Raw genomic sequence first — 12420 nt, 5'->3', positions numbered from 1 at the left:
CGCTAGCCGGATAGGTTGAAGTTGCCGGATACCCCATAGGCCGCCAGCGCGACCGCCAACGTCACTGCGACCGCCACGATCAGCGATGTCCGCACGGCGCGGCCGACCGCCTCACCAACACCGGCCGGTCCACCCGAAGCGTTGAAACCGTAATAGGTGTGCACAAGCATGATCGCGGTTGACGCCGCGATGACTTGCAGCAACGACCAAATCAGGTCGGTCGGTTGCAGGTAGGTATGGAAGTAGTGGTCATAGACACCGGGAGCCTGCCCGTAGACGAAGACGACGAGAGTCCGGGTGGCCAGATAGCCGGCAAGCACCGCCATACACCACAACGGAATGACGACCAGCACGCCAGCCACCACCCGGGTGGACACCAAATAGCTGATCGTGCGGATGCCCATCACCTCGAGTGCGTCGATCTCCTCGTTGATCCGCATTGCGCCCAGCTGCGCGGTGGCACCAGCGCCGATGGTGGCCGCCAAACCCACGTCGGCGATCAGCGGCGAGGCAACGCGGGTATTGAAGTAGGCGGAGAAGAAACCGCTCAACGCCTGCACGCCGACGTCGGACAACGATCGGTACAGCTGGATGCCGACAAGTGAACCGGTGGACAACGTCAGGAAGGTGACGATCACCAAGGTGCCGCCTATGATCGCCAGCGCACCTACGCCCAGACTCATATTGGCGATCAGGCGAAGCGTCTCCACTTTGTAGCGGACGATCGCTTGCCCGGTGGAGCCCAGCGCCCTGACGTAGAACGCTGTCTGGCTGCCGAGCTGATTCCACCGAACACCAAAACCGCGTAGCCTGCTGGACAGCCGCGGCACCCGAGCGGCGGCGGGGGCGGCGCTCACATCGATGCCTTTGCGTTGATTGCGGTCAGCAACACATTGATTACAAACAACGCTACGAACGTGTACACCACGGTTTCGTTGACTGCGTTGCCGACACCTTGCGGCCCGCCGCCCACGCTGATGCCCTTGTAGCACGCGATCAAGCCGGCAGTAAGGCCGAACAAGGCCGCCTTGGCGAAGGCAATGAGGGTCTCTGTAAGCCCGACGACCAGCGTGAGGCTCGCCGCATAAGACCCCGGATTGACGTGCTGGAATTCGACGGAGAAGAAATAGCCGACGACCAAGCCGATGATGATCGCGACGGAGCTGAGTAGCAACCCGTTGAGCGTCAGCGCCAATACCCTCGGCACCAGCAGTCGTTGGATGGGGTTGATGCCCATCACCCGCATGGCGTCGATTTCCTCACGGATGGTACGGGCGCCCAGATCGGCGCACATTGCGGTAGCGCCGGCTCCGGCAACGACCAGTACTGTCACGACGGGGCCGATCTGCGTGACCGCACCCAGGGCAGCGCCGGTACCGGCAAAGTCGGCAGCGCCGATCTCAACTAGCAAGACGTTGAGGATGAACGTGCTCAACGCGTTGAACGGGATCGACAACAGGATTGTGGGAACGATTGCCACACGTGCCACAAACCAGGTCTGATGGACGAACTCACGCCAGGCAAAGGGCGGACGCACCATCTGCATCATGACGTCCAGCGACAACGCAAAGAAACTGCCGACCTCACCGAGCGGCTTGGCGTAGGTTGCTGGCCCGAACCTGGGGGGCGCAGCATCCGACACCACCGTCGGCAAACCGGTGGCCGCCGCAGCAGCTGTTGTGTCCGTGGCAACCACTAGTGCACCCGCTCGTATCTAGTCTCGGCCGGCATTAGAGCGGCAAATCCTCCCCGTTGCGGATTAAAGACAGGAGCCGCCCTCCACAGTGTGGCCCACGGCACAGCGGGACGGTACACCACGTCTTTCATAGCGGGCAACATATACCTCTTTCAATCTCGATAACCCCGTTTTGCGCTAGACACCCGTAGGACTATGCCCGATTTGCTGCGGGGTCCGACAATTTTAATCTTAATGTCGCAATCATTGATGAATCCGGCGGCCCCGTGCCTCGCGGGAGATCGGCACCGTAGTCCCTCTGACATGCGGCTATCTACCAGGTGCCGCCCAGTAAAGGCGTACCGCTGGGGTTCGAACCGCCTCCCGGCTGAGCTGGATTCGAGCAACCATTTCCGGCGTGATGAAGGCCGACACTTGACACTTAAACATTAGCTGAGTGTTTATTGGTTCGCTTCCATATTTACTTCTATAAATGCGGCTAATCATTCGGCTTGCTTTGGCAACCGAATCTGGCTGGTCGCACATTAGATGAATATTCTGCGAGTCGCACATTGCGTTTTGTCAACGTGGGCGCGTCAATTATGGCGACATTTATTTCAAATCGCGCACGCGTCCAGCAATAAAGAGCTGACGAGATAGTTGAGGTGATGACGCATGTTTCGCAAGGCAAACTCCGGGGCCGCAGTTTGTCCGCGGCGCGGCTACCCACGCAAACGCCATGGCAGCTGCCCTACACCTTATGACCAGCGGTTCTGGAGGGCGGCACGGGTGCCCACGGGGCGCCGGTGGAAGCGGGCCCGAGGTTTTGGTGCCCGGAATCTCGCCGTATAGACCACGTCAACAACTCTCAACATGTCCCCCGAAGCGGTTGGACAATTGCAAGCTGCAAACGGCTGGCCGGTCGCCCCCTCCCGCCTTTAAGGTGACGGCGCTTGAAGAGCAACTTGCGAATGACCGGCGATGCCCAATCGGGCCACAACAGGAAAACATATATCTATATATCGAGTTAGGTCTTTAGGAGGTTTAAGCACATTGCTGACGAGTGTGAAGGCATCTGCCCGACGCTGGACGCCAGCGGGCCACGGCCACCAGCCGCGGGTTGTCGACTCGATGGGAATGCGGCCTCGAGTGCGCCTTCGTTTCCGGCCGGCCCGTTGACGCTTGGCCGAACTGGCCCGGTAAGGCCATAGGCTGCTCTTGTGACCGCTCACCGCAAGGAACACCGTGCGGGTTCGTCGGGCGCCGACTCGGTAACAGATGAGGACGAGGCGCGCGAAAGGTTACTGGCCGCTGCCGATGCGTGCTACGCCGAAAAGGGGCCGGTCCGCACCCGGATGAGCGACATCGCGCGGCGCGCTGGTGTGCACCGGTCAACGGTCTACTACTACTTCTCGAAGAAAGACCAACTGCTGGCAGCGTCTTTTGTGCGCGTGCTCGCCGCCACCATGGAAGCCGTTGAACAATGATGGCAGACGGACGACCCGTTCCTGGATCAGCTGGTCGCAGCATGCCTTCGGGGCAACGACGTCGCCCGTAGGTCACCGATCATGCGGTCACTGATCGAAGAACACCAGGCCCTCGGAGCTGCATACCACGCCGCCGAAGCCTCCGATTTGTGGAGAGCCAAACTTGCTGACGCGCTCGTGCGACGCGTCGAGTCTGCTGCGGTTGCCGGCGAAATCCGGCGCGACGTTCCGGCTGATACGCTCACGCGCTGGATTGTCCGGATTAACTTCAGCCTCATCGCCCAACCAGCCCCGCCCGAGGACGGCGGTGACGAGGGCGTGCTGCGGAACTTGCTCGTCGCCTCCCTGCATCCTCGCCCACAGCCCGATCGGAAAGTTCGGCCGCCAGCTGTTGGTTGAGCGGTTCATCACCGCAGCCCGCGCGCAGCGGTTACATTTTCTCTTGCGGACGTGGACGAAATTGATTGCACGGAGGTGGGCTTGTGCACAGACGGTTGTTCAACGCGACGGCAGCCGCTGCGATCGCGGTGGGAGTCGGGGCGTGCTCGTCGCCACCCGCCTCACCTTCGCCGGGCACACTACCGTCAGGAACTGCGAAGGTGACGATCAACGACAAGGATCTGCCCGCGACGACCGCGGTGAAGTGCGCGCCGATAGGAGCGATAACCACAATCACTGCTGGTGACACGGCAGCGGGCATTACGGCACTAATATCCAACGAAACTGGGCTTAGTGCGAAATCCATCAACATCAACAATCTGGGCGACTTCACCGGGAGCTCCATGGAAGGGCTCGACGACCAAGCCGACGTAAGTATGACGGGCAACATGTACACAATCCGCGGTACTGTCCACGGGTTCGCCGCTGACAAGCCCAGTGTGAGGACCACCGCGACATTCGCGATCCGGGTGGCGTGTTGATCACTGGCCCAGAGAAGCAACTGCTGGGCAGCCGCGGCGAGCCATAGGCTATCGCCTGTCGAAGGCAAGGTAATTCCGGCGGGGTGTCTGTCACGTAATTCCCCCAGGGGTGAGCCTCGGACCTAGGTCTGTCCTTGGTTCAGGTCGAATGGTGTTGCAAGACAGACGGATACGATGTGAGATTCACTCGGTCTCACCAGCGTTGGCGTCGAACGCTGGCGGGCACGCAGGTGCGCTGCGGCCGGGGCGGTGCGGCCTCAGGGATGCCGTCGCGTTCGGTGCCAGCGGCGAGGATGCTCTTGACGGTGCGGTAGCTCGGATCGTCCACCGCGAGTGCCCGCGCGCAACCGGTGGATGGCCTTGACTTCAATGAACTCGGCGATGACCCGGGTGGAGGCCGGTCCGGCTTCAGCGGCCAACCGGCGCGGCACCAGATAGGGTTGCGCATCGTGAAGGCGATCGTCCTCGGCCGCTAGTGCTCGAAGTCGGTGGTGGCCCCGCGCCGTGACAGCGACTCGAGGAAACGGTTTCTATTGCTTCACCGCACCCAAAGCGTAATATATCTGTCGGATTCTCGGTGCCCCGAACGGAGATGGACCGTGACGTGGTCACCGCGCCCGAGGAAGTAGCTGGTCGCACGGAACTTCCGCCGCCCATCAGCAGCCGTCGCTGCTGATGGCTAACAAGGAGGAAACGACATGCACCACCGGCCGCTGACCCTGCCCACCGTGTTGATCGCCGCCGTTGGCATCGTGTGGTGCCCGACCGCCGCACATGCGGATGGCGACAACAACACGCTCATACCCAACAACAAACGGCTCAACGACGGTGTCGTTGCCAATGTTTACACCATGCAGCATCAGGCAGGCTGCACCAACGACGTCCGCATCAACCCGCAGCTGCAACTCGCCGCGCAGCGGCATACCAGGGATGTGCTGACCAACCGAAACCTTGACGGTGACATCGGCTCAGACGGCTCTACCCCCCAAGACCGTGCCGCCGCAGCCGGATTCCGTGGTCAGGCCGCGGAAACAGTGGCGGTCAATCAATCCATAGCAATTAGCGGCAACGATTTGCTCAACCGGTGGTACTACAACCCTGCTTACAACGCCATCATGTCCAGCTGCGCCAACTCGCAAATCGGGGTGTGGTCGGAAAACAGCCCAGATCGCACCGTCGTGGTAGCCGTCTACGGCCAGCCGCCGCAACCAGTCCCGAACAGCCCAGGCGGAGCGCAACCATCGCCTCTGGCTGCCGGACAAAGCCCGGCGAACATTCCGATCGATCCGTCTCCAGACTACGACGCCAGCGACGAGCTCGAGTTCGGCATCAACTGGTTCCCTTGGATCTTGCGGGGCGTATACCCGCCGCCCGGCAATCCGCCGCAGTAGGCAGGACATTCCGTCTGCAGGCCAAGATGTTTCGAAACTGTCGACTGCGCCAAACCCAACCCTGCCACGAGATCGGCCACCCGCGCTGGCCCCTCGGCCAACCGTCGCACAATCGCCAACCGCGACTGCTCACTCAGCGATCGGAACAACGCCGCCGCCCAAGCGCCAGCTCCAATCGCCCGAACTCCACGTTCGACACACTCGTCGCTATCCGGCGATAACATCTCCGCACAGCCGTGGATGCAACGGGAGGGCGTCAGAAGTCACTCGGAGCCAGAGGGTCAGGATTGGACCGGAGTTGACAGCAAGGACGGCATTGCGTCACGTGACAGCGACGGAAGTGGGAGATGCAATAGCGCCTTTATCGGCACGCTCATAACAGCCTTACCTGATCTGCAGCTCACGGCGTCCGACATGATTGCGGAGGAGCAAAAGGTCGTGTCCTGGGTGACCGTGTCCGGAACACCGCGCAGACTTTCTCGGCATTGCGACAACCTCCGCGTCCGCCCAGTGGGATCTCGTGCATTGCATAACCTTTCGAAACAACAAGATCGCCGAAGACCGGGTTATGGTTGATCAATTCGCGCTGCTCAGCGCGCTTGGAACCGCGACAACGTAAGTGACGCAGCGCCGTGAAGTTCGATTAGCGTTTCAAGTTACGCGAGCCTCGGCACGACCCCGCCTTGGTGCCGCACCGACCTGAATTCCCCGGCCAGGTCCAGACAGCCGGTGACGTCCAGCAGCGCTCCGGCAAGCATGGAAGCAGGCTCTCGATCGGGCAACACTATGCCCACGTGGAAGCTGTTCCGAGGTCTTGCCATCGGGATTGCGCGCATTCCATCGGGGATGCCTAGGACCCGCAGCCAAGCGTCGGCGATCACGGTCGACCAGTTGTGTGCCGCTACGTGGTCATAAAGCACCGAGATCGTGTCGGATTCTAGTTTGGGGGTGACTGTGATCCCCGCATCGGTGAAGTTACGTTGCAGAATCCTCCTGCTCTGCATGGTGTTTGGCAGCAGGCAGAGCGGAAGGCCGGCAAGTTGTCGCCACGCGACCGATTCCTGGCCGCCGATGGGAGTGTCCCGCGGCGTGAGCAACAGGAACCGCTCCTCATAGAGCGGAAGCGTGCGGACCGCCCCCAGCGGTTCGCCGTCGACATAGGTCAGTCCGACGTCCAGCTCAAACTCCGACAGCCCGTGCACTATTTCCTCCGACGACAGCGAGCGGACGGTCAGAGCAACCAAGGGGTGCTCGTCACAGAACGGCTTGGTAAGCAACGACAGCGCCGTCAGCGCCGTTGGAATGGCCCCGATGCGCAGCGTGCCCGACATCGCTCCCTTCATATTCGCCAAATCCTGATGCAGGGCATCGCGTTCGGCGATCATTCGCCGCGCTAACTGCAGCACCCTCTCGCCCTCGGGAGTAAATCCGTTAAATCGCCGTCCTCGCTTCACAATTTGCACCCCGACGTCCGCCTCCAGCTTGCGGATACCCGCGGATAAGCCGGGCTGCGAGACGTTACAGGTCGCCGCGGCACGGGCGAAGTGTCGCGCGTGTGCGAGGGCGTCCAAGTATTCGAGATAGCGCATCTGCATGGGACCCGGCTCCCTCAATCGAAAAACTTTGATAGCTGATAGTTATCAATGAATAGAAAACTATGCTATTGACCCAAGAGTTGCCTTGCACCAATAGTGGCCGAGGTGCGATAGACGCGGCTGGTCGTGGACCGCCGGGCTGCTACGAGGAGGTAACTCACCATGGCAAAGATCCTGTGTGTCTTGTACGACGACCCCGTGGACGGTTATCCGAATTCTTACGCGCGGGACGGACTGCCCGAACTCGATCGCTATCCCGATGGTCAAACCCTGCCAACGCCAAAGGAAATCGACTTCCGTCCAGGTGAGCTGCTGGGCAGTGTTTCCGGTGGCCTCGGTCTACGGAAATACCTCGAGGCGCACGGCCACGAACTCGTCGTCACTTCCGACAAGGAAGGGCCGGGATCGGCGTTTGAGCGTAACCTCGTCGACGCCGAAGTCGTTATCTCGCAACCATTCTGGCCCGCGTACATGACAGCGGAGCGATTCAAAAAGGCCAAGGACCTCAAGCTGATCATCACCGCTGGGATCGGTTCTGACCACACTGACCTCGACGCTGCCATCGAGCACGGGGTTACGGTCGCCGAGGTGACCTACTGCAACAGCATCAGCGTCGCCGAGCATGTCGTGATGATGATTCTCTCTCTGGTACGTAACTACCTGCCGTCGAACCAATGGGTCCGCGACGGCGGCTGGAACATCGCTGACTGCGTCGCGCGCTCGTACGACCTGGAAGGGATGGCCGTCGGCACCGTGGCGGCGGGCCGGATCGGGCTCGCTGTGCTGCGGCGCCTGGCACCATTCGATGTCACCCTGAGCTATACCGACCGGCACCGCTTACCTCAAAGCGTTGAAAAACAATTGGGACTGACGTTCTACGAAACCACCCAGGAGATGGTTCCCAACCTGGACGTGGTGACGATCAACGCCCCGCTACACCCGCAGACGCGCGGCCTCTTCGATGACAAGTTGCTTTCGACGATGCGCCGCGGCGCCTACCTCATCAACACCGCACGCGGACTGATCTGCGACCGCGACGCAATCGTCAGGGCACTGAACAGCGGTCAGCTCGCCGGCTATGCCGGGGACGTGTGGTACCCGCAGCCCGCACCCGCGGACCACCCCTGGCGCACCATGCCCCACCACGGTATGACCCCGCACATCAGCGGCTCGTCCCTGTCGGCGCAGGCGCGCTACGCCGCCGGCACCCGCGAGATCCTGGAGTCCTACTTCGCAGGCACAAAGATCCGCGACGAGTACCTGATAGTGGAGGGCGGCAAGCTCGCGGGCACCGGTGCGCACTCCTACAGCACCAGCGCCAAGTGACAGTCCGGAGAAGGACGCAGCAATGAGTCAGACAGTGCGTGGCGTGATTTCACGGAAAAAGGGCGAACCCGTCGAAGTGGTCGACATCGTCATCCCCGATCCCGGTCCGAGCGAGGTGGTGGTCGACATCACCGCGTGCGGGGTCTGCCACACCGATCTGACCTACCGCGAGGGCGGCAACAACGACGAGTACCCGTTCCTGCTCGGCCATGAGGCCGCGGGCACCGTCGAATCCGTCGGCGCGGGCGTAACCGCGGTCGAACCAGGCGATTTCGTCATCCTGAATTGGCGCGCGGTGTGCGGCCAGTGCCGGGCCTGCAAGCGCGGGCGGCCGCAGCTGTGCTTCGACACGTTCAATGCCGAGCAGAAGATGACGCTGACCGACGGCACCGAGCTGACACCGGCGCTCGGGATCGGCGCGTTCGCCGACAAGACGCTGGTGCGCGCCGGCCAGTGCACCAAGGTCAACCCCGCCGCTGACCCGGCCGTGGCGGGTCTGCTGGGCTGCGGGGTGATGGCCGGCATCGGCGCGGCGATCAACACCGGGGCGGTCACCCGCGACGACACCGTCGCGGTCATCGGCTGCGGCGGCGTCGGCGACGCGGCAATCGCCGGGGCGGCGCTGGTCGGCGCCAAACGGATCATCGCGATCGACACCGACAACACCAAGCTGGACTGGGCCCGCAAATTCGGCGCCACCCACACCATCAACGCGCGCGACTTGGATGTCGTCAAAACCGTTCAGGACCTCACCGACGGCTTCGGCGCCAACGTGGTCATCGACGCCGTCGGCCGGCCGGAAACCTGGAAGCAGGCCTTCTACGCCCGCGACCTCGCCGGAACCGTTGTGCTGGTGGGTGTTCCAACACCGGATATGCGGCTCGACATGCCGCTGGTCGACTTCTTCTCGCACGGCGGTGCGCTGAAATCGTCCTGGTACGGCGACTGCCTGCCCGAACGTGACTTCCCCACCCTGATCGACCTCTACCTGCAGGGCCGGTTGCCGCTGGAGAAGTTCGTGTCTGAGCGCATCGGCCTTGACGACGTCGAGGAGGCGTTCCACAAGATGCACGATGGCAAGGTGCTGCGCTCGGTGGTGATGCTGTGATGGCCGACATCGAGCGCATCGTCACCCACGGCACCTTCGAACTCGACGGCGGCAGTTGGGAAGTCGACAACAACATCTGGCTGGTCGGCGACGACTCCGACGTCGTGGTCTTCGACGCCGCGCACACCGCGGCACCGATCGTGGCGGCTGTCAACGGGCGCAACGTGGTGGCAGTGGTGTGCACCCATGGCCACAACGACCACGTGACCGTCGCTCCCGAACTCGGTGAAACGCTCGACGCGCCGGTCCTGCTGCATCCGGCCGACGACGTGCTATGGCGGATGACGCATCCGGACAAGAACTTTCGCGCCTTATCAGACGATGAGACGATCAGTGTCGCCGGCACCGAACTGCGGGCGTTGCACACCCCGGGGCACTCCCCCGGATCGGTGTGCTGGCACGCCCCGGAACTGGGCGCCGTCTTCAGCGGCGACACCCTGTTCTCCGGTGGACCCGGCGCCACCGGGCGATCCTTCTCGGACTTCCCAACCATCCTGCAGTCGATCTCGGGCCGACTCGGCACCCTTCCCGCCGACACCGTCGTCTACACCGGCCACGGCGACACCACACGCATCGGCGACGAGATCGTGCACTACGACGAATGGGTAGCCAGAGGCCACTAACAACACCCGGGTCAGCCAAGATTCTTGAAGGCTGCCCGATATCCGACTTGCCTCAACGGCCCCTTGCGGGGACGCCCACGCTCTGTAGCGGCGACACGTTGGCGGCATACCGAGCTAGCTCACTTTCGTCGCGTCACGGCGCGACAGCTACGCATGTTCAAGATTGCTCAGTTGCGGAGCGACCTCGTGCGGTGGCGGCATGTGCGAGCAGCTGATCGACTGACCACTGGTCGCTGGCGTGGAGGCCGTACTTGACGGCTACTGCCTGGCCGCGAGAATCCAGAAGGAAGTCGCCTGGCAAGCCGAGCTGGCCACCCGTCGGCGTCAGCGGAGCGGCGCGATGGGAGTAGCGGACCGTGCGCGCCAGCTGGGCCACGACCGCGGGGGCCCACGGCCCTGGTGCACCATCGAGGAAGTCGAGCTGGCGACCGCCGAATGGGTCGACTGGTTCGCCCGGCGCCGACTCTACGAGTACTGCGGCGATATCCACCGGTCGAACTAGAAACCGCCTATTACGCTCAACACCGGAGACCAGCCGCCGGCTGAGTCCTCACACCAGGAAGCCTCCGGACTCACCGGGATGCGGTTCAATTTCATTTAAGAATTGGACACGGGACTTGAGAACCTAGCTACTACTACGGACGGGGGGGCCGATAATCGCCAACTACGTCGACCGTGACAGTTGCAGTCGGTGGACCACCCTGGCTGTGTTAGCAGAAGCCGTGCTGCCATCGGTTGAACGACAGCGCATTCGTCGCGGCCGGCAGAACATACGACAATGCGACCCGTCATCCGAGGACGGAACCCTCAAGCATCCTGAGGTGACCACAGCCAGCCGCACCCACACCTGCGGCAGTAGCCGGCTGAAGCGCATCCCACCCGCCTCCGGCCCCACTACAGCTTGGGCGCATCGCCGAGCGCGCCACGCCCACGGCTGTCCGGCGCGGCACTGGCCGCGTCCGATGCGCCGCCTCGCCCGCTTCGTGTGTCTGGAGCCACGACCGGCTGTGCGCCCGCCGATTTCAGCACCGCGCGCACATCGCTGACTTTGACGCCGGCCAGCTCAGCGATCGCGGTCAGAGTTTCGCCGCGATCCAGCATGCGCGACACCGCTGCCGCGCCCCCCTGGCGGTGCTCGTGACGGCGCCGCTCTCCCTCCGCGCGAATCTCGGCCACACGGCCCTGCTCCCACTCGTCGACCGCCGCCAGGCGGCCCAGCTCGACCAGAAACGACGCCGCGTCATCGACGTTGAGCCGCTCACGCTCCTGCCGAGCCTCGTTGGCCCGAGCCTGCGCTTGGCGAACCTTCTTGCGCGCTGCGTTTTTCGAGTTGATATTCGCCATGGCCGCACCTTACGGCGCGGTCAACCCGCGTCTCTACCATCACCCACAACATCACCATGTCCCCATTTGTCCCCCTACCACGTCTCCCAGTCCCGCACTCCCCCAACACAACCCGATCCACACCGAAGCGCGCTCACCAGAGCACTCCGCCACCAACCGTTTTCGACCAGCCCACGAACCACACACCTCTTGCTCGAAGGTGAACGCTATTCAACTGACACGCGTCGGAAGTCGTGGATAACTGCTGTTATCCATCAAGCCGGCATACGCGTGATTTGACCCGACCTGGTATGCTCGATGACACGAAAGTGAGACTGTGACAACGGTTTTGAGAACCGACACAAGTCTGTCGATTCTCAAAATTTCTGTCATCTCGCGCTTCTTCGACTTGCGGTAATGCGCGGTGTCTCACGTCATGTCATCAGGCTTTTGTCTCATATTCGTGTCATTTCTTCGGTGGCCGCATCTGAAGTCACTTCGGCATGCTCTGCCCCTCGGTGTGCGCGCCTTCCCGCAAGGATGGCATTGCGTCACGTGACAGCGACGGAAGTCGGCGCTGCATCAGTGCTGCAGATGGTCGACGAACTGCTCCGCTCCGAACCGATGTGCCTGAATAGGGCTGTCCGACACCACTTTCAGCGTAGCAACTCTTGGACAATCGTCATTATCAATGATTAACAGCCTTGCATTCCGTACCAGGCTGTCCGCCAACATCTTTGGCGTCTATAGCTTATGGTGTACAGCCCTCCAATGGCTCGGATGAGGCTCCACCGGACCGCCAGCCCGAAGGGGCTGGGGAACGGCCCGATCCGGTCCGGTTCTGGCAGGAGCCGTCCGACCCCGAGTTCGGCCTGTCGGGCATCGACGCGTGGCGTGTCCAGCTGGTGTGGGGCACAAATCTGCACAGCAGGATCTGACGGGGGCTCGCTAGGGTTTCGTCAGCGCCGGGCG

At 62.4% G+C, this 12420-nt stretch carries 12 protein-coding genes and 3 pseudogenes; 8 read left to right on the top strand and 7 right to left on the bottom strand.

Annotation, left to right across the window (positions count from 1 at the left end; translation table 11 throughout):
* Window positions 1-2: 2 nt before the first annotated feature.
* Entirely contained in the window at window positions 3-857 is an 855-nt protein-coding gene (locus tag ACLP9N_RS15685; protein ID WP_442408283.1) for an ABC transporter permease, read from the bottom strand.
* The gene (locus tag ACLP9N_RS15680) at window positions 854-1642 is read right to left on the bottom strand and encodes an MlaE family ABC transporter permease (RefSeq protein WP_442408298.1); all 789 of its coding nucleotides are present in this window, start codon (window positions 1640-1642) and stop codon (window positions 854-856) included. The genes ACLP9N_RS15685 and ACLP9N_RS15680 overlap by 4 nt, the downstream gene beginning before the upstream one ends.
* Before the next feature lie 1253 nt (window positions 1643-2895).
* Here ACLP9N_RS15680 and ACLP9N_RS15675 point away from each other — a divergent pair.
* Entirely contained in the window at window positions 2896-3162 is a 267-nt protein-coding gene (locus ACLP9N_RS15675) for a TetR/AcrR family transcriptional regulator (protein ID WP_442408282.1), read from the top strand.
* Window positions 3163-3249: 87 nt separating this feature from the next.
* On the opposite strand, the gene ACLP9N_RS15670 is transcribed toward ACLP9N_RS15675, so the two are convergent.
* Entirely contained in the window at window positions 3250-3570 is a 321-nt protein-coding gene (locus ACLP9N_RS15670) for a hypothetical protein (RefSeq protein WP_442408281.1), read from the bottom strand.
* A gap of 74 nt (window positions 3571-3644) precedes the next feature.
* Between ACLP9N_RS15670 and ACLP9N_RS15665 the strand changes: the two genes are divergently transcribed.
* Complete coding sequence (locus ACLP9N_RS15665; RefSeq protein WP_442408280.1) at window positions 3645-4082, top strand: lipoprotein LpqH; 438 nt, start codon at window positions 3645-3647, stop codon at window positions 4080-4082.
* 193 nt (window positions 4083-4275) lie between these two features.
* On the opposite strand, the gene ACLP9N_RS15660 is transcribed toward ACLP9N_RS15665, so the two are convergent.
* Window positions 4276-4410 carry a hypothetical protein gene (locus ACLP9N_RS15660; RefSeq protein ID WP_442408279.1) on the bottom strand — a complete coding sequence of 45 codons (135 nt, stop codon included), beginning with the start codon at window positions 4408-4410 and terminating at the stop codon, window positions 4276-4278.
* Between the two features lie 370 nt (window positions 4411-4780).
* Here ACLP9N_RS15660 and ACLP9N_RS15655 point away from each other — a divergent pair, with 370 nt between their 5' ends.
* Window positions 4781-5473 carry a CAP domain-containing protein gene (locus ACLP9N_RS15655; protein ID WP_442408278.1) on the top strand — a complete coding sequence of 231 codons (693 nt, stop codon included), beginning with the start codon at window positions 4781-4783 and terminating at the stop codon, window positions 5471-5473.
* Window positions 5474-5478: 5 nt separating this feature from the next.
* On the opposite strand, the pseudogene ACLP9N_RS15650 reads toward ACLP9N_RS15655, so the two are convergent.
* Window positions 5479-5697, bottom strand: a pseudogene (locus tag ACLP9N_RS15650) (ArsR/SmtB family transcription factor); the annotation flags it as partial.
* Window positions 5698-5945: 248 nt separating this feature from the next.
* On the opposite strand from ACLP9N_RS15650, the pseudogene ACLP9N_RS15645 reads away from it, so the two are divergent.
* Window positions 5946-6092: pseudogene (locus tag ACLP9N_RS15645) on the top strand (hypothetical protein); the annotation flags it as partial.
* Between the two features lie 37 nt (window positions 6093-6129).
* Here the strand turns inward: ACLP9N_RS15645 and ACLP9N_RS15640 are convergent.
* On the bottom strand, window positions 6130-7068 hold the full coding sequence (locus ACLP9N_RS15640) for a LysR substrate-binding domain-containing protein (protein WP_442408277.1): 939 nt from the start codon (window positions 7066-7068) through the stop codon (window positions 6130-6132).
* A gap of 162 nt (window positions 7069-7230) precedes the next feature.
* On the opposite strand from ACLP9N_RS15640, the gene ACLP9N_RS15635 reads away from it, so the two are divergent.
* The 4 genes and pseudogenes from ACLP9N_RS15635 to ACLP9N_RS15620 form a co-directional block, all read left to right on the top strand.
* Entirely contained in the window at window positions 7231-8394 is a 1164-nt protein-coding gene (locus tag ACLP9N_RS15635) for an NAD-dependent formate dehydrogenase (protein WP_442408276.1), read from the top strand.
* Window positions 8395-8416: 22 nt separating this feature from the next.
* Complete coding sequence (locus ACLP9N_RS15630; protein ID WP_442408275.1) at window positions 8417-9502, top strand: S-(hydroxymethyl)mycothiol dehydrogenase; 1086 nt, start codon at window positions 8417-8419, stop codon at window positions 9500-9502.
* Complete coding sequence (locus ACLP9N_RS15625) at window positions 9502-10125, top strand: MBL fold metallo-hydrolase (protein WP_442408274.1); 624 nt, start codon at window positions 9502-9504, stop codon at window positions 10123-10125. Before ACLP9N_RS15630 ends, ACLP9N_RS15625 begins: the two co-directional genes overlap by 1 nt.
* Window positions 10126-10516: 391 nt before the next feature.
* Window positions 10517-10671: pseudogene (locus ACLP9N_RS15620) on the top strand (IS3-like element IS987 family transposase); the annotation flags it as partial.
* A 348-nt stretch (window positions 10672-11019) separates the two neighbouring features.
* Here the strand turns inward: ACLP9N_RS15620 and ACLP9N_RS15615 are convergent.
* On the bottom strand, window positions 11020-11469 hold the full coding sequence (locus ACLP9N_RS15615) for a hypothetical protein (protein ID WP_442408273.1): 450 nt from the start codon (window positions 11467-11469) through the stop codon (window positions 11020-11022).
* Window positions 11470-12420: the final 951 nt, after the last annotated feature.

It is taken from the genome of Mycobacterium sp., assembly GCF_052144515.1.
Lineage (GTDB): Bacteria > Actinomycetota > Actinomycetes > Mycobacteriales > Mycobacteriaceae > Mycobacterium.
Note: the sequence above shows the minus strand (reverse complement) of the source record. Positions and strands in the feature narration are given on the sequence as shown.